The 21388-nt window shown below is 39.3% G+C and carries 27 protein-coding genes, 5 tRNA genes and 1 pseudogene; 1 reads left to right on the forward strand and 32 read right to left on the reverse strand.

Annotated elements, in window-relative coordinates; genetic code table 11:
• Positions 1-52: 52 nt before the first annotated feature.
• From ACT8YW_RS14770 to ACT8YW_RS14925, 32 genes and pseudogenes are all read right to left on the reverse strand, one after another.
• Positions 53-895, reverse strand: coding sequence for a phosphoadenosine phosphosulfate reductase family protein (locus ACT8YW_RS14770; RefSeq protein ID WP_004318806.1), 843 nt, complete (start codon positions 893-895; stop codon positions 53-55).
• A gap of 26 nt (positions 896-921) precedes the next feature.
• Positions 922-1167: a hypothetical protein gene (locus ACT8YW_RS14775; protein ID WP_004314107.1), complete on the reverse strand. Its 246-nt coding sequence runs from the start codon at positions 1165-1167 to the stop codon at positions 922-924.
• An 88-nt stretch (positions 1168-1255) separates the two neighbouring features.
• Positions 1256-2941, reverse strand: a complete 1686-nt coding sequence (locus tag ACT8YW_RS14780; RefSeq protein ID WP_008017288.1) for a DNA cytosine methyltransferase — start codon at positions 2939-2941, stop codon at positions 1256-1258.
• Positions 2934-3266 carry a hypothetical protein gene (locus tag ACT8YW_RS14785; RefSeq protein ID WP_004318811.1) on the reverse strand — a complete coding sequence of 111 codons (333 nt, stop codon included), beginning with the start codon at positions 3264-3266 and terminating at the stop codon, positions 2934-2936. Before ACT8YW_RS14785 ends, ACT8YW_RS14780 begins: the two co-directional genes overlap by 8 nt.
• Complete coding sequence (locus tag ACT8YW_RS14790; RefSeq protein WP_004318813.1) at positions 3263-3727, reverse strand: hypothetical protein; 465 nt, start codon at positions 3725-3727, stop codon at positions 3263-3265. Before ACT8YW_RS14790 ends, ACT8YW_RS14785 begins: the two co-directional genes overlap by 4 nt.
• A gap of 28 nt (positions 3728-3755) precedes the next feature.
• Positions 3756-4403 (reverse strand): DUF3560 domain-containing protein, encoded by a 648-nt coding sequence (locus ACT8YW_RS14795; protein WP_004318814.1) that lies wholly within the window; start codon positions 4401-4403, stop codon positions 3756-3758.
• Positions 4404-4452: 49 nt separating this feature from the next.
• Positions 4453-5028, reverse strand: coding sequence for a hypothetical protein (locus ACT8YW_RS14800; RefSeq protein ID WP_004300222.1), 576 nt, complete (start codon positions 5026-5028; stop codon positions 4453-4455).
• Between the two features lie 111 nt (positions 5029-5139).
• On the reverse strand, positions 5140-5892 hold the full coding sequence (locus tag ACT8YW_RS14805; RefSeq protein WP_004300221.1) for a GREB1-related protein: 753 nt from the start codon (positions 5890-5892) through the stop codon (positions 5140-5142).
• A complete protein-coding gene (locus tag ACT8YW_RS14810; RefSeq protein WP_004318816.1) occupies positions 5861-6517 on the reverse strand; it encodes a ParB N-terminal domain-containing protein in 657 nt (218 codons plus the stop codon). The genes ACT8YW_RS14805 and ACT8YW_RS14810 overlap by 32 nt, the downstream gene beginning before the upstream one ends.
• A gap of 60 nt (positions 6518-6577) precedes the next feature.
• Positions 6578-6871, reverse strand: coding sequence for a hypothetical protein (locus ACT8YW_RS14815; protein ID WP_004318818.1), 294 nt, complete (start codon positions 6869-6871; stop codon positions 6578-6580).
• 98 nt (positions 6872-6969) lie between these two features.
• Positions 6970-9483, reverse strand: a pseudogene (locus ACT8YW_RS14820) (DNA methyltransferase).
• A gap of 28 nt (positions 9484-9511) precedes the next feature.
• Positions 9512-11230: a ParB/RepB/Spo0J family partition protein gene (locus ACT8YW_RS14825; RefSeq protein WP_444105850.1), complete on the reverse strand. Its 1719-nt coding sequence runs from the start codon at positions 11228-11230 to the stop codon at positions 9512-9514.
• 101 nt (positions 11231-11331) lie between these two features.
• Complete coding sequence (locus ACT8YW_RS14830; protein ID WP_004318822.1) at positions 11332-11553, reverse strand: hypothetical protein; 222 nt, start codon at positions 11551-11553, stop codon at positions 11332-11334.
• A complete protein-coding gene (locus ACT8YW_RS14835; RefSeq protein ID WP_444105855.1) occupies positions 11510-11926 on the reverse strand; it encodes a hypothetical protein in 417 nt (138 codons plus the stop codon). Before ACT8YW_RS14835 ends, ACT8YW_RS14830 begins: the two co-directional genes overlap by 44 nt.
• A 127-nt stretch (positions 11927-12053) precedes the next feature.
• Complete coding sequence (locus tag ACT8YW_RS14840; protein WP_004314099.1) at positions 12054-12866, reverse strand: DUF6291 domain-containing protein; 813 nt, start codon at positions 12864-12866, stop codon at positions 12054-12056.
• A 35-nt stretch (positions 12867-12901) separates the two neighbouring features.
• The gene (locus ACT8YW_RS14845) at positions 12902-13366 is read right to left on the reverse strand and encodes a recombination protein NinG (RefSeq protein ID WP_004300212.1); all 465 of its coding nucleotides are present in this window, start codon (positions 13364-13366) and stop codon (positions 12902-12904) included.
• A gap of 5 nt (positions 13367-13371) precedes the next feature.
• The gene (locus ACT8YW_RS14850; protein WP_004314098.1) at positions 13372-14529 is read right to left on the reverse strand and encodes a DEAD/DEAH box helicase; all 1158 of its coding nucleotides are present in this window, start codon (positions 14527-14529) and stop codon (positions 13372-13374) included.
• Entirely contained in the window at positions 14526-14876 is a 351-nt protein-coding gene (locus ACT8YW_RS14855; RefSeq protein WP_229070380.1) for an HNH endonuclease, read from the reverse strand. Before ACT8YW_RS14855 ends, ACT8YW_RS14850 begins: the two co-directional genes overlap by 4 nt.
• Positions 14794-15462 (reverse strand): hypothetical protein, encoded by a 669-nt coding sequence (locus tag ACT8YW_RS14860; protein ID WP_004300209.1) that lies wholly within the window; start codon positions 15460-15462, stop codon positions 14794-14796. The genes ACT8YW_RS14855 and ACT8YW_RS14860 overlap by 83 nt, the downstream gene beginning before the upstream one ends.
• Positions 15463-15480: 18 nt before the next feature.
• The gene (locus tag ACT8YW_RS14865) at positions 15481-15933 is read right to left on the reverse strand and encodes a hypothetical protein (protein ID WP_004300208.1); all 453 of its coding nucleotides are present in this window, start codon (positions 15931-15933) and stop codon (positions 15481-15483) included.
• Between the two features lie 6 nt (positions 15934-15939).
• A complete protein-coding gene (locus ACT8YW_RS14870; protein ID WP_117977524.1) occupies positions 15940-16389 on the reverse strand; it encodes a single-stranded DNA-binding protein in 450 nt (149 codons plus the stop codon).
• On the reverse strand, positions 16386-17300 hold the full coding sequence (locus ACT8YW_RS14875) for a hypothetical protein (protein WP_151879282.1): 915 nt from the start codon (positions 17298-17300) through the stop codon (positions 16386-16388). Before ACT8YW_RS14875 ends, ACT8YW_RS14870 begins: the two co-directional genes overlap by 4 nt.
• 5 nt (positions 17301-17305) lie before the next feature.
• A complete protein-coding gene (locus tag ACT8YW_RS14880) occupies positions 17306-18088 on the reverse strand; it encodes a hypothetical protein (RefSeq protein WP_004300204.1) in 783 nt (260 codons plus the stop codon).
• 235 nt (positions 18089-18323) lie between these two features.
• Positions 18324-18406: transfer RNA gene (locus tag ACT8YW_RS14885), tRNA-OTHER, on the reverse strand.
• 100 nt (positions 18407-18506) lie between these two features.
• Positions 18507-18573: transfer RNA gene (locus ACT8YW_RS14890), tRNA-OTHER, on the reverse strand.
• A 231-nt stretch (positions 18574-18804) separates the two neighbouring features.
• Positions 18805-18902, reverse strand: a tRNA-OTHER gene (locus ACT8YW_RS14895).
• Positions 18903-18994: 92 nt separating this feature from the next.
• A tRNA-OTHER gene (locus tag ACT8YW_RS14900) sits at positions 18995-19065 on the reverse strand.
• A 251-nt stretch (positions 19066-19316) separates the two neighbouring features.
• Positions 19317-19574: a hypothetical protein gene (locus ACT8YW_RS14905; RefSeq protein WP_073348408.1), complete on the reverse strand. Its 258-nt coding sequence runs from the start codon at positions 19572-19574 to the stop codon at positions 19317-19319.
• 17 nt (positions 19575-19591) lie between these two features.
• The gene (locus ACT8YW_RS14910; RefSeq protein WP_004318833.1) at positions 19592-19798 is read right to left on the reverse strand and encodes a hypothetical protein; all 207 of its coding nucleotides are present in this window, start codon (positions 19796-19798) and stop codon (positions 19592-19594) included.
• Between the two features lie 26 nt (positions 19799-19824).
• Positions 19825-19958 (reverse strand) — tRNA-OTHER (locus ACT8YW_RS14915).
• A gap of 274 nt (positions 19959-20232) precedes the next feature.
• A complete protein-coding gene (locus tag ACT8YW_RS14920; RefSeq protein WP_004300198.1) occupies positions 20233-20469 on the reverse strand; it encodes a hypothetical protein in 237 nt (78 codons plus the stop codon).
• Positions 20470-20484: 15 nt separating this feature from the next.
• Positions 20485-20778 (reverse strand): hypothetical protein, encoded by a 294-nt coding sequence (locus tag ACT8YW_RS14925; protein WP_008765982.1) that lies wholly within the window; start codon positions 20776-20778, stop codon positions 20485-20487.
• A gap of 153 nt (positions 20779-20931) precedes the next feature.
• On the opposite strand from ACT8YW_RS14925, the gene ACT8YW_RS14930 reads away from it, so the two are divergent.
• Positions 20932-21312, forward strand: coding sequence for a helix-turn-helix domain-containing protein (locus tag ACT8YW_RS14930; protein ID WP_008775953.1), 381 nt, complete (start codon positions 20932-20934; stop codon positions 21310-21312).
• The last annotated feature ends 76 nt before the right edge of the window (positions 21313-21388 follow it).

A 21388-nucleotide genomic window follows, 5' to 3' on the forward strand; every position in this document is an offset into this window, starting at 1 on the left:
AACATTTTAACAAGCGAAAAGGTAGAAGATTGTCAACTGCTGATTCGCATTATTAGTTAAACACTATCTTCTGCTGCAGCACTTCGTCTGCATAATATTGATTGAAACTTTTATCACTTATCCACCAATTAAACCCAAATTCGGCATCGGTGAAGTTACGATTGAGATATCCCGCATCAATCAGTTTTTGAATTGTTTGTATCCACTTTCGCTTCACATGAGGAAAACGCTGGCAGTCTTTTAGCTTCTGTTTGTAGTTAGACATCGGGCAAAGAATACATCCAATACGCTTATAGCCTTCATCGTATAATTTGCAGTGCGGTATATTATTTGAGTTAAGATACTGCCAAACTTCACGTTCAGTCCAGTAAAGAATAGGCGAGACAAGAATCTTATCTTTTCCATTGACGCATGTAACCATATTTTCTTTATGCTCGGAAAATTGGTCGAAATTCCCGCTGAATTTATGGCTGCTAATCTCAATTTCTTCACGTTTAGAGCGCCGCACACTTTCAGCTTTACGAATGCCGATCAAGGTGACTTTACCTGCACCGGACATTTCTTTAAATTCAGCACAGCACCAGCGCATCGTTCGTGTAGGAATTATATGCTTTTTTAGAGCCATGTCATAAATAGACATTTTAGGCTTTATCAGTTCCACGTCTGGGTAATTCCTCTTCACAAATCGAATAACGTCCGGAGGGTCAATGCTCGTAAGGTTCATGTGAGCCTTGAATTTTACTCCTGCCATTACCGCAAGATGGTAGAGGACTTGACTATCCTTGCCGCCGGAGAAAGCTAAATAAAAGCCATTATCCGGGTCGTAGTCAAGTGCCATCTGTTCACATTTGCGAAGTAAAGCGATAGAGTAATCTATTTTAGATTGCAGATTCATTTGATTCCTTTCTATATTTATTTTAATTATTTTTTTGCAATATCATTCCAAAAAGCAACGCCTTCAGGAGTATTATTAAAAGGGAATGAAATAGTTAGAAACCAATGAAAACAGCAATCAACATCTAACAAATTGTTCATCCGCTCTTCATTTGTCATTGAGAAGTCAGGACACTCAATATTAAATGTCTCATTTGCTCTTTCTGTATTATATTTCCATTGATTGAAAATACCTAGTCTTTCTAATTTTGCTATTTTTTCATTCCTCTTCATATTGATTGACTTTTAGTTCTTTACATCTATAAAGGTAATCATTATTGACAAGTTTTACAAACAGAACATTCGCCAATTTAACGCCATTTTATGCTGCAACTGACCCTAGTTCACGTAACTTTTTACTAATACATTCACAGAGAACACGTGCCATGTTAACTTCGACTGCATTCCCTATGAATTTCTTTTGGTCAGCCTGTGTACCAATTAACACATAGTTTTCTGGAAATCCCATGATACGCTTTAGTTCAGGTATGCGTAGCATTCGCATTTTAATATCAATTATCCCGTATAAGCCCATGAACTCTTTTATTTTTTTTGTCATAGGGCTGTCGGTATCATAAATCTCGATTACTACATGTCCAGTTTCAGTTGCGATCAAATAAGGCGGCATTTTATCCATACGTGCTATGAGAGTGAAGCATGGATTATCAACGGAACCACCTGCACTATTAAATTGAGGGTTCATTAGGTAGTGCCACTTTCTATTTGCAGTGACTGTTTGTGCGGGCTCTTCTATGCTACTACCAACGTTGGAGAAGTTTGTATTCATAATCCACGGCTTGCAGCTAACAAGATTGTACTTAGGATTGGCGGTAATACATCCAAGCGGCTTTTCTGTAGATGAAGGTTTGCTGTTTCCATATTGCTGGTCTATGAAATATGGAGAAACGAGAGATAACCGATCCTTCGTTGTTACGGTTGCAGACGGTTCATTTATTGAGCGGTTAAATCCGTTACCGTAATGGGCTGATACAAACGCATGATGGTCTTTGCATGTAATTGTTCCGGCTGGTTCATTAATAGAAACATTCTTGCTTTCGGGGTGTCCACTGAACTGTTTTGAAAGAAAGCATACCTGCGCAACTCCCAGTCTGTTTTGCGTAGCTACTACCGGGCATGGTTCGTCAATCCCAGGGGCATTATATTTTCCAGTCCGGCTCATGGAATTATATTTGATAAGAAAAGCATCTTTGCCCCCGGCTACAAATTTTATCAGGCCGGCATAGATACGTTCCATTGTCTTTTCAGCAAGTGGCTTCTCACGAAAAATACTTGTTCCTTCATCGGAAAAATCCAGTATCTCTTTAACCGGGCGCCACTTTTCCAAACGACCAAACATATCTTGTTTACCGTTTTTACAGTGAGTGGGTTGTGGAAATACTATCGGTAATCCATTTTTGGCAAATATACCAAAGAAGCGTTTTCGAGTAGTATATGCACCATAGTCGGCAGCATTGAGAATACGGAAATCAAAGTTGTAGCCATACTTTCTTACGTTGCGTACCCATCTTTGATATAGTCTACCTTTATCCATGCTGATAGGCTTTCCGTTTTCGTCCATATCACCCCAACTCATAAATTCTTCAACGTTTTCAATCTGAATGTAATCCGGGCAAATAGCTTCAATGTACCGGAAAAGATGTTCAGCAAGTGTGCGACTATCAGCGTCCCGAGGTTGCCCACCTTTTGCTTTGGAGAAGTTCGTACATTCCAGGCTCGCCCAAAGAACGACCGCTGCACCCGGATATTGAGCCTTACATTTAGCAAGATGTTCAATTAGCGGGGAAAGTTCCAGCGTGCGAATATCTTCCGTAAAATGCAATGCATCCGGATGATTGGCCGCATGGCTTGCAATGGCGTTGGCATCGTGATTGACGCAGGCTATTACTTTAGCACACTGTTTACCATCAATTCTTGCAGATTCCACTCCTGTCGAGGTTCCACCTGCTCCACAAAACAGGTCAATATATAATAAATTTATACTACTCATTTCTTTTCTTCAAATTTCTTTGATTATTGATTTCAGACATACACATGCGGCACCAAGAAGTCAATAAATGATATTCCTTACCTTTTCTCACTACTATACGATTGTAGAACCGGTTCAAGTAGAAGTAATTTCCGCAGTGTGTACATTTTTTCATCTCACGTCCTGAAGCATCTATAATACGATTGCGAGGTTTGCGATGAATAAGAGTACAGTTTTTACACTCACCATCAGTTCCACGATGCCGCCGGCAATGTGATAAGGATTTTGCCCCACATTTAGCAAACACCCTACAATCTCTACGAGGTATTGATTGATACACATTCATGGCTTCCTCGCATTCAAGAATTTATTAACTACACGAGAAAGTACATCCTCATTCTCTGGCATCAGCCATTCTTTCGCAACGTTCCAAGCAATACTCATAGTTGGATTGAAGTTATCCTTCCTGACAGTGTGGTGAGACAAACGCCCTTCAGTGGGTTTCAAATCCTTATCATGTAAGATACACAGTCCATTTTCGAAGAAAGCACAAAACTCTTTGCCGGAAACAGGTTGAATCATCGGAATAGCAATATTAATAACCCCTAAGAATATACCAGCAGCCCAGTTCGTCAGCGCTAACCTGTCGGCATAACCTGCATCAATAATTCGTTCAATATCATCAGGAGTACCTAAACATGGCGTATGACATTGTTGTTTACAAACACTGCATGAGCATTGTACAGGTACACGACCTGAAGCCCTCATTACCCTTTGTAATGAGGTTTCTTTTGATAATTCTCTCATAGTAAATTATTTGAGATACTACAAATTATTAAACATCGCCCCACAGCTTTACTGCAAGGTCATAATTTTTTTTAGCCTCTTTTACTGCTTTATTGGCATAAGCCATAGCGTATGTATGCTCGCGTCGGTACTTACCGGACTTCAATCCTTCGTGATATTCTTTTGCTTGTTCCAACTTATGTTCGTAGAAATCTATACTTTCCGGCATGGACAAGTTTATCGTATTAGCCCTTTTTTCCCAATACTTCGCAACTCTTTCATGTTCGGCAGCCTTATCGCTAAACTCAACGCTTTTCCCCATATTGTTCCACGCATCATCTATCGCTTTTCTGTGTCGCTTCTCGCTATGATGTCCCACTTTGATAGGCTCACCTAGAGAAAGAAAATCCTTATCTTTATTGGACTTGTTGTAATATTCACAGCTTTTCTGTACAGCAGATGTAGCCCATTCATGACGACGTTCAGCTCTTTGTTTGGCCCACTCTTGCACATTAAAGCCATCAGCCCGTACGATTGAGTAGTAATAGAATCCATCACGTTCGTAAATGAGGTTGAAAACAATACATTCATTTTCTTTTCCATACTTGGTGGTAACTTCAATAGTTTCACCTTTTTCGTGCTTCTCATCACACTTTGCCAAAAATACATTTGGCGCAAATTTGTAATACGTGTTCATTTTTTTAATTAAATTGGTTTGACTTATATGAAAAATGATGAAACCACAGCTACTTAGCCGTGGTTTCATCATTAAATAACTTTGGTTGACTGGGTTGAACCAAATCATCGAATAAACCAGGAACACGAGGTTGTAACGCCTTGTATTCTTCCTGAAAGAATTCTTCTTTGGTTCTCCCATGTTTTTTACCCTTTCGTGTATGTACATCGAAAGTGTAATCTGGAATAGGAATAGGGTAACGCCTGACATCATTTATCCACTTTTCTATATCAATATCCTTTCTATCATAGATGAAGTTTTGCAAATGATCCGCATCACGATTCTTTCTACATTCACAAAGGAGAATAACAGCTTTACTGACAAATATCCTCCCTTTGGGTTCAGTAGCAGTCTTGTTTACCAGCTCATGCCCCTGCCACAATGCTTCTATCTCTTTAGTAATGATTCCATAGCAATCTTCAGCACTAATGGTAAACAGACGCTTCCACACATAGTCGCGGTACCCACTCGCCCAAAGTTCCAATGCAAAAAAGCCGGCTACCCCGGTGTCGGCTCGCCTAATGGCTTTCTGCATTGCAGAACTCACCTCAAAGAAATCATATCCGCAAACTGTTCTTATAATCATAATTCTAATTTAATGGTTTGACTTTTAGTTTATTACATCAGTAAAATTAGCTAAAAAAGGCGAATATGACAAACAGAATGGACGCCATTTAAACGCCTTTTTTACAGACTATTAGAATTTGAATTTGCATGATATATTATATTGAACGAGCTGCTTTGTTTTGTCTTTCCCATTAGTGGTTGCACTCTTTAGCAAAATACTATCACCAAAATTCTTTTTGATAAAGAGGATAGATTTACGTTCCTCTTCCTGATTCCTTATAGAAGCAAGCCCACCAGCGTTTACAAAAGTGTTCTTTTGCTCAAAATTATACCGCAAATCGGTTAAAACCTTACGTTCTTTGTACTTCATGTAACAAGAAATCCAAAAATCTTCCTTCAAACGTATTTCCTCATTCCACCAAGTGTTTTTGTTATAGATTACTCCATAACTGCAACCGGTTATCATTTTCGAAAGAGAAAGAAAAGCGGATTCATCATACATTACCGGCGATATCCGAGCGGTGAAGCCAAACAGATGTACATCCATCATACTGGCCATCTCAAATAATGACTGAATGATATTGGTTATCTTATCTTTATCCTTTATCCGGCTAGGTTCTCCTTTTTCCACATAAATAGGTTTGCAGGCATGGACATCATCATCAAGCATGAAAAGTTCTCCAAAATGCTTTGCCATCCAGTTACGTTTCGGGATGAGGCCCATAACGTCGTCAGGATGAGTAACAATTTCACATTCCGGGTTAAATTGTTGATATAAGTCAGCTTGACTTTCAGCAACGCAAATGATAGGATCGTTCACCAACTTTTTAGCGAACACCCGGTCATGGCGCTTATGACTTGGTATTACTATTTTGCAAGGCATGGCGAACGTCTTTTATGTCGATTACATTACTCTTACTTACTTTCCCGGTCTTGTACGACTTCATGTGCTGCATATCCAGCCTTTCACGAAGCCAATTACTATCTACCTCATTACTTGAGGTGATGATAAACAACTCATGTTTTTCGTCATACTTTGGAATGAGAGGATAAATGGCTGTATCATCCGTGATGGCATCGAAGCGCTCTTTAAATTCATCCTCTTTCTTCTCCGGGGCAAATTCGATGCCCCAATCTTGGAGTTCCGCCTTATTCCACTCGTTTTCCATAACGTCCAAATCATTCTCACCAAAATTGACATTATCTTTAGTGGCATATTCCCTCAACTTCTTAACGGGGGTATCAGGTGCCAGAATTTTACAAGGCAGTTCTTTATAACCTAACTCCTTGCAAGCTCGCAAACGTAAATTACCACAAACAACAATATATCTGCCATCATTGTAGGGAAAAACTATAAGTTCTCGAAGTTCAAGCATCTCTGGCGAATCCTGAATGCTTTTCTTCATCGCTTCAAAGCGGTAATCACGAAAAAAACGTGGATTTTTCGGCAATCCCATGAGCTGCCCCTTATTAAAATCAAGTAGGCAGACTTGAATAATCTCTGTCATAACTAACTATATTAAAATCAACAACACAAAATCAACAACACAAACAGTCAGTAACAACACCTAATCATTTTTTCTATCATCGAACTCTATCTTATCTTTGATAAGCTGTTCAATGTCCTCACAACCAAATCTTTTTAAATAGGCAACAAGGTAAATTATCATCTCGGCTGCCAATTCTTCATCTTCCGAATATTTAGGAAGATTATCACTCCTATATTTAGAAGCAATATCGAATTTTCTCCAAACGGCTTCAATTCTTATGCTAAACGCTTTTCTTGAGCTATGCTCATTCATCTTAAAGCGCTTCCTCATGATATTCAAGCATCTCTGGGCAAACCTATTCAATGTTATCATATCGATCGGGTTAAATTGTTAGACTAAGAATAATCTCACACTATTTAATAAAGGCGGTGGTCTGTTTTTATACAAATACATATCCATTCTTATTTAGATTAAATAGCTTCCATCAAATCAAATAGCGTCGGTGCATTCACTTCAATTTCAGCTTCATGCAAGTATGAAAGGCTGTCTTTCCAATAGTCATAATTCAACTCGGTAGAGAGCCCTTTACGCCCCAATCTAATAGCACAGTAAGGAACAGTACCGATACCGCCAAATGGGTCGAATACCAAGTCTCCTTTATTTGAATACCGTTCAATCAACCTCTCAACAATATCAAGCTGAAGAGGACAAATATGATTTTGACGTTTTTTCTGTGACTGCTTGGTATTGAGTGTACGCATCCGGGTAACGTCATCCCAAATCCAAGGTTTCTTACTTACAGGATCTACGGCCATAAATGTTTTTGGTAGTTTACCGTAAACTTCTAATTCTTCAGCGAAAGCAACATGTTCTTCATAATTGTATATATGTTCACGCTCATAGTTTCTAAACAAATGGCGTATCTTGTCAATACCGGCAACTTTCATATCTTCATAGCTTAACAAAGTATTACCTGAAGATTTCCAACTTGCATGAGCATCTATTTGCCAGCGGGCTAACGAATATTCATTCTTATTCTTGGTTACTGGCAAATCTGCATAGGCACGTGAAGTATCAGAAGGCAGTTTACGGAAAAGAAGCACATATTCAGGGCAACCAATACCCATCTTAGAACCATCTTTGCACATCTCTGTATAGCCAAGGCGGTAGGTCTGGTTATTCTCCCTTACCACATCGGTATCTACTGTGATACGCCCCATGTAGCGGAATCCGTGTTTCATGTAGTGAAATACCGTCATTTCGGAGAACGGGTCGATGGTGGGCATACCGTCACCTGTGGCATTACCGAACAATACACGGTCTTTCACATGGATGCAAGCCAGCCGCCCAGGCTTCAATATCCGCATCAGTTCTGGTGTGAGGTAGTCCATCTGCTCGAAGAACTTGTCGTTGCTTTCATTATGCCCGAAATCGTTATAGGTCGGCGTATATTCGTAATGATTGGAAAAAGGGATGCTGGTTACAACCAAATCCACCGAGTTGCTTTCCATTTTCTGACACTCCAAAACATTGTCGTTATTGATGGCTTTCCACAGTTTACCGGATTTTTCTTCACGGCTGGCAAACATCCAGCGCATCATCTTCTCCTCTGCCTGCAAACCGAACAGACCGTTCTCACGGACGATATCAGTCATTTTAGAAACCATTTCACGATGCTGCGCCCATTTCTGCATAAAGCTTTTGAATATCTCTCCTTCACTTTCTGCATAGACCAAGTAAAGGTCTACAGGATGTTTTTGCATGAAACGGTAGATACGGGCTATCGCCTGAAACTTGTCATTGAACCGGTAGTCGATGAACATGATAGCCTTATGACAATGGTACTGGAAGTTCAAACCCTCACCAAGCATTTCAGGCTTTGCGGCCAGGTATTTCAATCTCCCGTTTTTGAAGTCCGCTATCACCTTGTCGGCTTCCTCATCATCCTGCGAGCCATAAACAGCTTTGCAACCGGGGATAGCCTTGCAAAGGGCTTCCCGCTCACTCTCAAGGTCATGCCACAAAAGGAAATGCTCGTCCTTGTTTTCAGGACGATTAATAATCTCTACGACACGGGCAATCTTCTCTGCCATATTGTCCCGACGTTCTTTCGCTGCATCAGCAAGTCCGAGAGCAGCCTCACGAAACATCTTCACTTGTCCGTCACGGTCTGTACCGGCAGTGGAATTGTCAACGCTAACCACTTCTTCATGTACCCGCAGTTCCGGCAATTCATAGCCGGTATCAGGATAACCGAGGTCGGAAGGCTTGGTTAGGAACAATGCCTAAGTTGATACCCACAGCCAAAATTCTTTTTCTTTGTGTGGATAAAGCGTTAGATTATTAGCTTTGGTACTATCACGTTGAAAAAAACGTGTAAGGGCTTGACCTGTATCCATCACTCCAAGATATCCGGCATAATGTATCAGCTCCTTGTATCTGTTAGGTGACGGCGTGGCAGTGGCAACAAAGCGGAAAGGCACATCGGCGAACAGCGGTAGGAACTCTTGGTATGTCTTGGTGCCGAACCCTCTCAATACGCTTGCTTCATCCAATGAGGTAACGGTAAAAAAGGAAGGTTCTATTCTTACGCCGTCTTCTCCGTCACGGACACGCTCATAGTTGGTAATCATTATATCACACTTGCAGGCTCTGACTTCGCTCATGGTCTTGACATACTTAACTGTCATGTTCATGTGCTCCTTAGCTTGGGTGATAAACTCTACTACTACACGTTTAGGACAAACGATAAGAGCTTTACCAAAATACTGGTTGATTATAACTCTGCATATCTCCAATTGGGTTACTGTTTTCTGCATACCGAAACTGGAGAATATGGCACGGCAACCACCGGATACCGCCCAACGAACGGTATCTCTCACATGAGGGTAAAGAGAAGTTGATATTTCATTAGGATTAACTTCAAATCCAGTATTGTGGCTAATAGCCATCTTGTCTTTTAGAAATTCTATATAGTCTTTCATTTTCATTTCAAATAAAGAGAGGAAACCGTTAGGCTTCCTCTGTGTTATCGTTATTAAGTTCTTCGAGTTGCTGTTTGAGCTTCATCTCTTTCTTGCTATATGAATCTACAAGTTTCTTTGTTAGCGCATTGTAATCATCCGGATATTGTTCTGCAAAAAGGATTTTCTGACACTTTTGCAAATAGGAGCAGAAATTCACATTATTCGATGATAAGCATTCAGCAATAAAGGCTCTATACCATTGGTGTCGGTCAGCTTGGTTGTTCTTGACATAATTTACAAAATCACTCTCACCATTCCATTTTTTCAAATTCAGTTTTTCAAGATAAGTACTGTTACAACCGCTAAGAACCAGCACATCAAAAACAAGTTGTTCATTTTCAGAGAATTCTTTTGTTCTCTGATAATATGTTTTCTCTTGCGCCCACTTGCGCATTTCTTCAGCAGACTTCTCCTTGACTATATCCTTCGCTCTTTTTAATTGGGCGTTTATTTTTTCCCTTTCTATCTCTTTTAGATCGGCAACGGCGGAAGTAGAGGAAGCCGTTGCTTTTCTAACATAATAGAAACTAACGTTAAATTCGGGAGAATAATGTCCAAAAAATGAAAGACAACGATAAACTTCTCCATCTTCAAGCATTTTCAAAGTGCGTTCATCATCTTCTGAATACCAGCACTTACATCTAAAGATTTCATCAGGATCAACTATTTCAAATCCAAGTTGTTTAACAGCTTCCAAAGTTTTTTCATAGAAAACCTTTCTATCTTCTCCCCAATATGTATCGGGACGTCTAGCGATAATTACTGTTTTTCCAAATGAAAGAGGTTCGCCAACTTTAACAAGATGTTCATATTCTAGTTGAATTTTCCGCGTCACATAAGCAATCTGTTTTTTCTCATAGCAAGCAGCATTGATACATCTAGCATCCTTACTATTCATTTCATAGAACAAACAACCATGATTACACGTATTATTCTCACATTGAGAACATGATTTAATATCAGTATTTTCCCAATTATCGGAATCATCTTTAATCCAAGGTGCGTTACCAAGCTCCATGAAAGAATTACTCACAAATTCTCGAATCATAGCAGTAGTACATTGTTCTTCCTCCTCCTCATGAAACTCTTTTTGAGTATCTTCATCCAATTTAGAAAGAATCATAGCACCGGACAATGGTATATCTCCATTTCTTACCCGCTCTTTTAGTTCAGGAATAAGAGAATTCAATTTAATACGGTCAAATACAAACCGGGTAGACTTTCCTATTTTAAGAGCGATATCTTCCAAAGTTCGTCCTTTTTCAGCCAACTGCGCAAAGGCAAAAGCTTCTTCGATGGGATCAACATCTTTTCTTTGAAGATTCTCGGTAATCATCGCTTCAAAAGCCTCATCATCTGTCATTTCTCTGACAATGCAGGATATTGTCTGAAATTTTTCCGACTTTTTTCGATGGGCTTTGATTTTTGCAACATTCGCTTCATCTTCCTTTGCTTTCAAAAGTGACACAGCCCGGAAACGACGCTCACCGCAAACAATTTCGTATGTGTAAGGTAATGGGGTAACATCTCCGGTTTCTAGGTTAGTCATCTCCTCGGATTTAGCAACTCTGACAGTGACAGGTTGCAATAAACCTTGCTTTTCAATGTTGCTTGCAAGCTCTTCAAGAGCTGCTTCATCAAAAGTCTTTCTCGGATTCAAAGGAGAAGGACTGATAAGGTCAATTCTAATGTTTTGTACTTCCATAATTTAATTATATTGGTTTGACTTTTAATTCATTACATCAGTAAAGTTATCGTAAAATGACAAGTTATGCAAACAGAAACTTCGCCATTTTAACGCCATTTTCATGCGGGCTTATTACGTATTTGAATGAAGCCACGTTTTTCCGTTTCCCGAAGCAATTCCATATCTTCCTCACGGATATAACAATCCGTTTCACCATTAACAGTTGTGTGATTAGGAATACCAAAACGCTCCCGTATTCTTCTTTTCACTTCAGGAATATCTTCAAGTTTGATATGCCTAGTGTTCCAGTAAATTGTCACCTTCTGCTTCTTGTTTGCCATTTTCTCTTTTGTTTAGATAAGAGATTATTTCATTTGAGAGACTTAACGCTTTAGCAGCTTCTTCATCTCCTTGCTCAACTCTAAGTTTGAGTTCGTTCCGGTATTCTTCATACGACAAGCCACTTGTATAGCCCACTTCCTCCGACAAATTCTCTTTATGAAAATTCCATGACTGATTATCAGCAACAGCACAACGTTCTTTATTGTATTCACGAAGCCAACTCATGATGACCTGACCATCAATTCTATTATAGATATTGCCATATTTCATTTTCATTGCGTTCTTGAAACACAGTTTAAAATCATCAGTTTTCATATATGGATATTCTTCAATGATTAAATCTACTGTAGTAGCGACTTGTGTAGCCGACATTGGATTACCGACATTGAAAAACTCCAAGGCATCAGCTATCAATATGACCAACACTGCTCTGGCTTGCGGCTCACCAAACTTTCTTATAATAGTGCCAATAGAAGGTTCATCACTTTGAAATACATCTTCAACCTTCTTGGGGCATAGAGCTTTGCAATAGTTTTTCGGCGAGGTCCGTAAGACTGCTAACCGATTCTCTTCTTGTGGCCGCAGTATCAGTTCGTTTTCCATTGTAATTTCCTTCTAAAATTTTAGTAAAATTCGCAGACTTGAATATCCAGTCAAAAGTGCACCTCCAATTTTTATCGTTTTGTCCAAGCAAGAAAGGACTGTCTAAAACCAATTGGAACACATCGAATACAGCTTGCTTCCCGTATTGTGCGACACGTGCTTTAATAGCTTTCTTTCGTTTTGCATCTATGGACTTTATAGCAGGAAGTTTACCTTTAAACGTGGAATTAAAATAATCCATTAGCCCACCCCAATCAATCTTTTCCTCGGGGAACAAAGAAAGCTCGTCTTTCTTTGATTCTCCTTTAGGAGAAGTTTCTTTCTTTTTTAAATGAGAATCATTATCATCTACATAATCATTATCATATTCATTATCATTATCGGGTTTTGTGGGTTCTTTTGGGTTTCCAAATAACCCAGTGGGTTTTGTGGGTTCTTTGGGTTCTTTTGGGTTTTCACTTTTCGGACGTCCCCCCTTAGAACCATTGCTCTTATTCCTTTCCACAATAGACATATACTTTTCAGTATCCCTGTCTATATCTATCTTTATAAAGTTGAAAGCAATATTTGCCATAGGTTTCAACCCCCGAAGATTTCCCGTTGTCGCATACTCAATTATGCTTTCGTAAATCTCCAGCCTGACATCATCCGGCAAATCCTTGATTGCTTCTCTCCACCCTTTATAAAAGATGAATGAATTTCTTTCCATATTTTAAGGGATTATACTCCGATTAGTAATAAAACTCACAGACCTTTTGCTTCCTTCAGTTTTTTCGCTTCTTCCTTGTAATGAGTAATCAGCTTTTCTAATTGAAAGTCACTAAATTGCTTAGTAACATTTTTCTTGGCTTCCAGGATCAGCACATTTCGTTCACCATACTTGGCAACTAGACGTCTGCGATAATCCTGAATATTTCCTTCCATGAAGCGGTTACAATGTGAACATTGAGCATTGCAGTTCATTTCATCAAAGCGAGTACTCATGTGTTGGCGGTTGATGTAATGACCGCAATCTGCTTTATTGAAAGGCTTTATTTTACCACATGAAATACACTGAAAATATCCATTAGGCATCGTATCACGATAACGGATGAATAAACTAAATATTCTGTCTAGTTTATCGACAAGATCAGGTTTCTTCTTGACCTTAACACCTTCTACCTCGAAAAGAGGCTTTTTCTTTTCTTTCTTCTTGTAATTTCTCCACATGATAATTAAAATACTACATTGGTTAATTGACGGCCACGACTCATTATACACCATTTTCCCTTTTCAGGCTGTTCTATGCGTAACTCTTCAACACGCCCAAAACGCCGGAAATTCCCACTCAAATCAACAACCCAACCCTCTTTACCTTGGCAGGGACGAATGACACGACCGACCATTTGATAATAGAGGGAAAGGGATTTGGTTGGACGTGCAAGAACAACCGTATCAAGCTCCGGGTAATCGAATCCGGTTGTAAGTACTCCGACATTAGCAACAACTTTTATTCTTCCATCTTTAAAACCTTTCAGAATTCGTGCCCTTTCTTCCTTTGGAGTAGAACCGCTAACAATCGCACAATTAGGAATTTCGGAAGCCAGTTTTTCGGCTTCACGAATAAACCTCGTGAATATTAAAATACCTTTGCGTGGTATGCCCGATTTGGGGTTCAACAGACGTTTTGTCCATCCAACTATATCTTTGTATATGTCCACACGTTCAAACTCTTGCAGAAGACTTTTTTCATCGTAATCTGCACCAGTAGAATTAGTCCTGACTCTACTTAAATCCAACTTTGTAATATCATAGTATTTCAAACTTGCGAGAAATCCTTTAGCAAGTAGTTCACTCACCTGACAGTGATAAATAACATCAGTGAAAACCTTTGGCCGGGTACGAGTTATAAATTTAAGCATAGCACCACCTCTTCCTGAACATAATCTGTAAGGAGTCGCTGTCAGCCCAATAACTTTCCTTTGCTCATCTTCAAAGAATTCCTTATACATTCCTTTCTCCGGATTCACTAAATGACATTCATCAATCAGAACGTGCTTGAAATGTTTGAAGAAACTCATGTGTTTCATCACACTACCAATCATAGCAAACGTAATACGATTGATATCCTTTCTTCCGGCAGAAGCTGAATAAACTCCACAATCGAATATGCCGTATGATTGAAGTTTCGCAAAATTTTGTTCGAGTATTTCCTTGCTAGGCTGGAACACTATCAGCGGCCCGTCTATCCGTGCAGCTATATTGGCAATGACAAGGGACTTCCCGGCACCAGTGGGAAGAACTATCACGTAGTTTTTCTTTTCCTTGGATTTAAAAACGCTGACCGCTGCATCACTAGCACTTTTTTGGTAGTCTCTTAACTGGTATGTCATAATTTGATGTGATATTTATGAACTTTCGAATGACAGTCACCACAAAGGGTAACGAGACAATCAAGATGTTCAAGTTCATGACCAACGATTGATTTTCCGTTAACCCTGTATGTTTTGTGGTGAATCTCTAAATTGAAGTCTTTACCGCACATCTGGCATTTATGTCCATCCCTAATACGAACCTTACGCTTGGCTTCTTCCCAATCTGGATTATTCACAAGCCGCTTCACATAGTTGGACTTCCTGCCTTTTTTGTGCTGCAATCTACTCATCGTCTTCCGGTTCTTCTTCAGGAAGTTTATCAGACAGGTCTTCTTCGAACTTGTCCCCATAATCTTCTGTATCATCAATAGGACGTTCTACTTCAGGATATTCAATACCAAACAAATCAAGCATCGCTTTTCTGTTTCGATCTTCCTGTGCCCAAAGAGAACGTTTGTCCCAATCAGGAATTTTTTCAGCTTTCACAAGCTTAAACTCACCGTTCACCCATGAATAATACAGGAAATATCCATCAAGAGCAAACCGGATCGTATTCTTACTTGAAAGATGATACTCCCTCGTCCCCTTTTTGACCTCGGCAGCCAGGTCTTTAATTTCAGTCTTAATAGAAGCTAACCTGTCTTGAGCATCACTCTTAATTTTCTTCGCACGTTCAATGGCTTCCAACAATTCACGTTCGCGTTTGGGGACCTCATTCTCTTGCTTGATGCAATACTCTTCACGAATTTCGGAAATCTCAAATTCATCCAGTAAACGTTGTGTCACCTCACTTTCAGGGAATGTAGCATTGAAATGCTCATTCACCAACTTTATCAATTCATCTACATTCGTAGAACCCTGAAATAAAACAGGGGGAAATTTTTCCCGAATAGAATCGGGAACTACAAACTCGATTGTCTCGGGTTCGTAGTTTCTCAAATTTGCAATCATAAATTATAAAAGGATTAATTAGTACCGGTTTTGGTACTCATGAATAAAATCTAAGTAATGCTGGTCTTCAGGCAATGGAAGTGTAATACCAAACTCGGTGGCCGCATCTATTTTCACGCTTTCCATGAAATTATGCATCTCTAAAGTATTAAGTTTACTTGTTCCTCGCACAATAGTTTCCACTTTACCATTCACATGAACCTGTTTCACAAGAAACTTCTTACAATACAAGTCATGTATATCCTGAACTCCAGCAGCAGTGCTCCAATACTCTTCACCTGTGTATTCACGCAAACAGGCACCAATACACTGAAACCATTTCCACATGAGAGCATTTTGATTTAATGTTCTCGGCTGTGTTTTTTTCTTAATGGTTACAGTGTATTCTCCATTACGAAGTGTGCTGCACATGAACTCGAAAGACTTATCCATTTGGATTTTGCCATCTTTCTTCGTCAATGTTGCTTCCATAACCTATCAGAATGGCAAATCGTCCTTGGTCGGTGGTGGCGGTGGCGGGCACTCATTCACCGCACTTCGAGTCTGATTATTGGTGTGTTCCGGAAGAGGTGGCGGTGGTGGCGCTTGTTGAGGCTTAACAGAAAGCATCTCCATATTATCAACAAAAAGTTCTGTAATATACCGTTTAATTCCTCTGCTATCATCATAACTCCGAGTTCTTATCTTTCCTTCCAGATACAACTTGTCTCCCTTATGGACATACTTCTCAACAACATCGGCAAGACCACGCCAAACAACAACATTATGCCATTCAGTTCTTTCAGGAACCTGTGTTCCATTAGCAAGGGTATAACCTTTTTCAGTGGTGGCAAAGGAGAAAGTGGCCACTTTAGAACCAGCTTCCAAAATTCTAATATCGGGGTCTTTGCCAACGTGCCCGATAAGCATCAATTTGTTTAAACTCATGATTTATCCTCCCTTATTGTTACACGGATACTATCAGCTTTAGGAACTGTTTTGATATACTTAGAGTATAATTCTGGATGATCAGCCTGAAACTTTTTAGTATCAAAATTGTCACTCGTAGAAGCGGGTGTATAACTAACTCGCAATCTTCCGGCATCCCATGACTTGACACCATTCTCACGCATAGCAGTTTTCAATTTTGCCTTATAATCTTTCTGAATCTTGGTTAGATCTGCAAGTTCTTCCTCAATCCCAATTATAGTATTTACAAGCTGCATTGGAATAAGTAACTTGTCATCATCAGGGGTAGGAACGGGAAGATTGGATAGATATTGCTCACCCTTCTTCTCACATTCCATTAACTTCTTGACTTCTTTATCAGGCTTACGAGGAATTTCAACCAATTCATGTTTATCACCACGTACCCAAATGCCGAACAATTTATCAACTTTGAGTAATGGATTTTGGAGTTCAAACAGATAAGCATAAATTGACAACTGCCAACTCAAATACTCTTCGTCAAGATGCAGCGTAGTTTTGATGTCACCAAGACAGATTCTACCGGCTTTCTCCCAAACACAATCTATATTCGATGCAAAGTATTCGTTATCAGAGACGGTGTATTCATTGGCAAACGCCTTATATCCGGCATTTATCCTCATTCTGATGTAATTCTCTGCTTCAATACTTTCAGGCGGTAAACTTGTTGCATCAGCAAACTGGCATTGAGCATGAATAAGGCTACCCTTCTCAGCAGCTCTCTTCAACACAAAATCCGGGACATCTTTATATTTGTCAGGGAACAACTGCCGGCTAATCATACCGGTTATACCTTGCAACTGTTTTTCACCGAGCATATAAGTGTGGTTTTCCTCATTGAAAACCACACTGGATTTCACTAATTCTATCATTATTATCAATTTCTAGGAGGATACGTTTTCTGCATGTCAATAGTTATGTTTCTGAACTCCTTATTATTGTGAAGTTCGGGATGTTCAGCCCAAACTCTCTCAAGCTCTTCGCGGCTTTTAACACCAGTCATTTGTTTAATTGCACGATCCAGGTCTACACCAGTATATACTTTGCCCGAAGCGTTTGAAGCAGAAACATTGGGAGCATATACTTTTTCCTTTGTATTACCATAAGCAAAACGAACGCGGTTTTTATTGTCCACAATAACAAGTAAAATAATCTCCTTTTGCTCGTTATAACCAATCTCTTTTACACTGAATTTGGTGTATAAAGCAGGAGAACCTGTTTTGCTCTGATATATTTCATTTTTCTCAAGTGGAATCCAAATGAAAGGACCCGTATAAAGTTCACGCCCAATTCCCCAGTTAAATCCTGCACGTTTAAAGGCGTCCGAAGCCTGCCCTTTCTCTTTTTCTGTGCTAGATTCTGTCCCAACATCCTGTTTACTCACCCATTCCTTCTTTTCATTATCCCAAATGGATAACGTACAGAATAGATTCCCATTAACGACATCATGGTGCCGTTTCCAGTTCATTTCTCCGAACACTTCATCAAGTATTCTCATGTCTACTCGAGCATCCTTGTATAATAGCAAGGAGCAGCCCGAACCGTCCGGTTTCATAGTACCAACTCTACATTCAATTTCAGAAGCTAGAAGCGGTCTGATAGAGTTTTTCTTCTTCTCTTCATTCTGAACCGTTGATACAGTGTTTTTTCTCGCTGTCATAATTCTAATTTAATGGTTTGACTTTTAGTTCATTACATCAGTAAAGGTAATCGTTATTGACAAGTTTAGCAAACAGAAACTTCGCCATTTTAACGCCATTTTCAGGTAGTAAAAAACTGCCTGTACGGTATTGTACAGGCAGAAAAATAAGAAAATGAATAATCCAATGTACCTTATGGAACGGCTACGCTTAAGGGTGTACGGCTCCCTGATTTATACATAATGTAAATGCTAGTGGACAGAACCGGAGTCGAACCGGTCTCACGGAATATTGGTGCACCTCACCGCAGTTTCAACCAACGATATACATATCCGCCCGATTAATTAAAGAGGTGCACTATCTTCACAGACCATACACCCCAATCACAAACACAAAACATAACTCATGAACTACTATAATTTAATAGGAGCAGAAAAGTGAATGGCGTGGGGCTCGAACCCACATCACGCATATCTGCGTATGCTGCCAATTACACCAGCCATCCGTTTTAAGTGAACTATTCTCACGAACCATTCACCTAGAACACAAACACAAAATAAAACACGACATTAACTATTAATTAAATAGCACTCTCACGAGCTTCTTGCTTCCGGATAGCCGTTCAAAGCACACCGGAATAGTATAGAACAATTAAAACTCAAATAACAGGGGCTTTAACCCTACAGCGTCCTTTTCGCTGGCAACATTAGTTAAACATAAAAAGAAAAATTCTCTGTGAAGGAACCCGGACTCGAACCGGGATGATAGATTACCTATGTATGACTTTCTTCAATCTATCTGCATACTTGCGTTTACCAATTCCGCCATTCCTTCAGGTCGTAGCCAGACGCTTCCGGCTACATTGATTGTATATATAATGCAAATATATTTTCACCCTCACGGGTTACTTAACTCTGATTGAGTTGAGCCGGGAAACGGATTCGAACCGCTGACCTCATGTAGAAACATGCGCTCTAACCAACTGGGCTATCCCGGCAGATGCCCGGCGAACCGGGCTAAATAAACATGACAAATACTAAAATTAAGCAATGCAAACCTTCACAGGCTATTTTTATATTCTTCCCCTTTCCTCATATTCGAATCTCACAGCCAATAGTACAACAGTTATAATGAATATGAGATATGACCAGGCGATATCACTTCTCGTAGCTTCGATTCCCCCACCTATATACATAGCTACTAATATGGCAACTACTGTAAAAATGTTATGAATGAATTTTATTTTTTTCATCTCTTCCGCTTTTTAGATTTGACTTTCCTTCTCGCACATCGGCAATGCAGTAATACTTGAGCAGCATTACAATGCCATTTGCCATTTTGAACATTAGTGGGCTTATCACTTTCAATCTTACCCGCTTCTATAAGATTCATCAATTTCTTTTCCCCACCCACATAATACGCAGACTTATCTTTTCCAAACGTTTCTGTAGAAAACAGACGGAGAATATTATCTAGCAATATTTCAGCCATTTCACCTCTGATCATCTCAACAAGCAAGGTAGTTATGCAATTCTGGTTACTATAAACTGCATATTTTTTACATCTGACTTTGTTTTCCAAGCCATTCCTTCAGCTTTTTCTTTATAAAGCCGAGCATTCAATGTATTAGTTACAGACGGTTTCTGAACGATAGGAAATACTTCTATTGCACCAACATCCATACTCCGTAATACATCAATTACGTTACGTCTCTGAATATCCTTTTCCATACAATCTAATTTTAAATTAAACATTGAAGCGATGAGCGGATTCGAACCGCCGACCTCTGCTTGTGGTGCTCTTCCGTTAAGCTAAGAGTATTTCTTGAGAGACTCGAACTCTCAACCATCCACCACACACAGCGCTCTAACCTGCCTGAGCTACATCACCTTTATATACATAAAGCAAATACCTCGATTTGCCGACAAACGTCTAACTGATTTAGTTTTACAACGATACGGCTTGACCATTAACCACAGCATTATATCGTTGAGAAGCCCGCCTACGTCAGTAATCCCTTTCAGCACGTGTCGGCTTCCAAAACACCATTTTACCAATATGTCAAAGAACTCTTCTCTGTTGTTCCCAGTCTCCCTTCAAGGGCAGGCTCAAAGACCGGACTGGGTACCGGATAACCGGCGGTTTGGTTTGACTTTAGTGAGGGTTAGAGAATACTTTGGTTGTTCTTCAAAACTATGTCCATTAAGTTTCGTTGCGATTCAATAAATTTCTTCAAATCATCACATTGGGAAACTTTCTCTCTATAAAATCCACGTTCTGATTCTAAATCTCGTTTGAGTTTTTCATTTTCACCTCTCAAAGAGCTGATCAACGCGTCTCGTTCTTCAATCACAGCTTCATATTTGTCTCGCTGTATTTCTAGTTCGGTTCTTTTATCCATTGTTGTATAATTTGATTAATCTCCGACGTAATGTGCACCGTAATGAGTACTATTTGGGTTGTAGTAAGCGGAAGCGGGAATATTAAGGTTATTATATTCCTTGCTAGGTGTAGCTTTGGCAGTCTTGCTCATAGCTTCATGTCTTTCAGCTAAAAATTTATCAGTTCTTGATTTCACTGCTTCCGGTGAGAAACTTTCTTGGAGTTTTGCAAAGCTCCATGCAGATTTTAAACACTCTGAAAATGTTTTTCCACCCTTCTTGTAATTGCGGTGTGCAGACTTCATTATTTGTGATAAATTGTAGCTCATAATCGTTATTTTTTAATTGGTTTTATCAATCATTTTTTGTATGTTTGTATGATTGATTGATTTATGATGCAAATATATCCTCAAATGTGGATATATAAAAATTTAAAACCTATTTTATATCCCCATTTGTGGATATTTAACTTTTGATTGATTATGATAAACAGAATTAAAGAAGTAATAACCTATTCAGGGCTATCAGAGAGGGGATTTGCTATTAAGTGTGGATTAAAGCCCACAACTATTAATAATCAACTGATAGGAAAAAGAGAAATTAGCCTTGCAACAATAATAGCAATTTCATCCTCATTTGAGGAAATTTCCGCTGAATGGTTGTTAAGAGGAACAGGTTCCATGCTCATTCAAAAAGAAGAAACAGAACCAGGAATGGACAAATTGAAAAGTATTGTATATACCATAGCCAATTTGCAGGATGAAATCAATGAGAAGACAGTGCTTACCCAACGGCTTTTGGAAGAAAACCAAAAATTAAAGGGTGAACTGGCTATGCTAAAGAATGAAAGAAATATCGGATAAGCCATGAAAAGGACATATCATAGCATTTTAAGTATGCGCCAAATTGAAACAGTAGAGCCTAATTATTATATAGCTA

The organism is Bacteroides sp. (genome assembly GCF_052357945.1).
Classification (GTDB): Bacteria; Bacteroidota; Bacteroidia; order Bacteroidales; family Bacteroidaceae; genus Bacteroides.

What these genes read in the sequence shown, in the direction of transcription:
- ACT8YW_RS14800 (WP_004300222.1), bottom strand. Translation starts at nt 5,028, where the DNA reads ATGATTATAAGAACAGTTTGCGGATATGATTTCTTTGAGGTGAGTTCT.
- ACT8YW_RS14835 (WP_444105855.1), bottom strand. Translation starts at nt 11,926, where the DNA reads ATGTCGGCTACACAAGTCGCTACTACAGTAGATTTAATCATTGAAGAA.
- ACT8YW_RS14815 (WP_004318818.1), bottom strand. Translation starts at nt 6,871, where the DNA reads ATGATAACATTGAATAGGTTTGCCCAGAGATGCTTGAATATCATGAGG.
- ACT8YW_RS14790 (WP_004318813.1), bottom strand. Translation starts at nt 3,727, where the DNA reads ATGAGAGAATTATCAAAAGAAACCTCATTACAAAGGGTAATGAGGGCT.
- ACT8YW_RS14930 (WP_008775953.1), top strand. Translation starts at nt 20,932, where the DNA reads ATGATAAACAGAATTAAAGAAGTAATAACCTATTCAGGGCTATCAGAG.
- ACT8YW_RS14840 (WP_004314099.1), bottom strand. Translation starts at nt 12,866, where the DNA reads ATGGAAAGAAATTCATTCATCTTTTATAAAGGGTGGAGAGAAGCAATC.
- ACT8YW_RS14905 (WP_073348408.1), bottom strand. Translation starts at nt 19,574, where the DNA reads ATGATCAGAGGTGAAATGGCTGAAATATTGCTAGATAATATTCTCCGT.
- ACT8YW_RS14770 (WP_004318806.1), bottom strand. Translation starts at nt 895, where the DNA reads ATGAATCTGCAATCTAAAATAGATTACTCTATCGCTTTACTTCGCAAA.
- ACT8YW_RS14795 (WP_004318814.1), bottom strand. Translation starts at nt 4,403, where the DNA reads ATGAACACGTATTACAAATTTGCGCCAAATGTATTTTTGGCAAAGTGT.
- ACT8YW_RS14865 (WP_004300208.1), bottom strand. Translation starts at nt 15,933, where the DNA reads ATGGAAGCAACATTGACGAAGAAAGATGGCAAAATCCAAATGGATAAG.
- ACT8YW_RS14925 (WP_008765982.1), bottom strand. Translation starts at nt 20,778, where the DNA reads ATGAGCTACAATTTATCACAAATAATGAAGTCTGCACACCGCAATTAC.
- ACT8YW_RS14780 (WP_008017288.1), bottom strand. Translation starts at nt 2,941, where the DNA reads ATGAGTAGTATAAATTTATTATATATTGACCTGTTTTGTGGAGCAGGT.
- ACT8YW_RS14810 (WP_004318816.1), bottom strand. Translation starts at nt 6,517, where the DNA reads ATGACAGAGATTATTCAAGTCTGCCTACTTGATTTTAATAAGGGGCAG.
- ACT8YW_RS14875 (WP_151879282.1), bottom strand. Translation starts at nt 17,300, where the DNA reads ATGATAGAATTAGTGAAATCCAGTGTGGTTTTCAATGAGGAAAACCAC.
- ACT8YW_RS14845 (WP_004300212.1), bottom strand. Translation starts at nt 13,366, where the DNA reads ATGTGGAGAAATTACAAGAAGAAAGAAAAGAAAAAGCCTCTTTTCGAG.
- ACT8YW_RS14855 (WP_229070380.1), bottom strand. Translation starts at nt 14,876, where the DNA reads ATGATACAGAAGATTATGGGGACAAGTTCGAAGAAGACCTGTCTGATA.
- ACT8YW_RS14830 (WP_004318822.1), bottom strand. Translation starts at nt 11,553, where the DNA reads ATGGCAAACAAGAAGCAGAAGGTGACAATTTACTGGAACACTAGGCAT.
- ACT8YW_RS14850 (WP_004314098.1), bottom strand. Translation starts at nt 14,529, where the DNA reads ATGACATACCAGTTAAGAGACTACCAAAAAAGTGCTAGTGATGCAGCG.
- ACT8YW_RS14870 (WP_117977524.1), bottom strand. Translation starts at nt 16,389, where the DNA reads ATGAGTTTAAACAAATTGATGCTTATCGGGCACGTTGGCAAAGACCCC.
- ACT8YW_RS14785 (WP_004318811.1), bottom strand. Translation starts at nt 3,266, where the DNA reads ATGAATGTGTATCAATCAATACCTCGTAGAGATTGTAGGGTGTTTGCT.
- ACT8YW_RS14880 (WP_004300204.1), bottom strand. Translation starts at nt 18,088, where the DNA reads ATGACAGCGAGAAAAAACACTGTATCAACGGTTCAGAATGAAGAGAAG.
- ACT8YW_RS14860 (WP_004300209.1), bottom strand. Translation starts at nt 15,462, where the DNA reads ATGATTGCAAATTTGAGAAACTACGAACCCGAGACAATCGAGTTTGTA.
- ACT8YW_RS14920 (WP_004300198.1), bottom strand. Translation starts at nt 20,469, where the DNA reads ATGGATAAAAGAACCGAACTAGAAATACAGCGAGACAAATATGAAGCT.
- ACT8YW_RS14910 (WP_004318833.1), bottom strand. Translation starts at nt 19,798, where the DNA reads ATGGAAAAGGATATTCAGAGACGTAACGTAATTGATGTATTACGGAGT.
- ACT8YW_RS14775 (WP_004314107.1), bottom strand. Translation starts at nt 1,167, where the DNA reads ATGAAGAGGAATGAAAAAATAGCAAAATTAGAAAGACTAGGTATTTTC.
- ACT8YW_RS14805 (WP_004300221.1), bottom strand. Translation starts at nt 5,892, where the DNA reads ATGCCTTGCAAAATAGTAATACCAAGTCATAAGCGCCATGACCGGGTG.
- ACT8YW_RS14825 (WP_444105850.1), bottom strand. Translation starts at nt 11,230, where the DNA reads ATGGAAGTACAAAACATTAGAATTGACCTTATCAGTCCTTCTCCTTTG.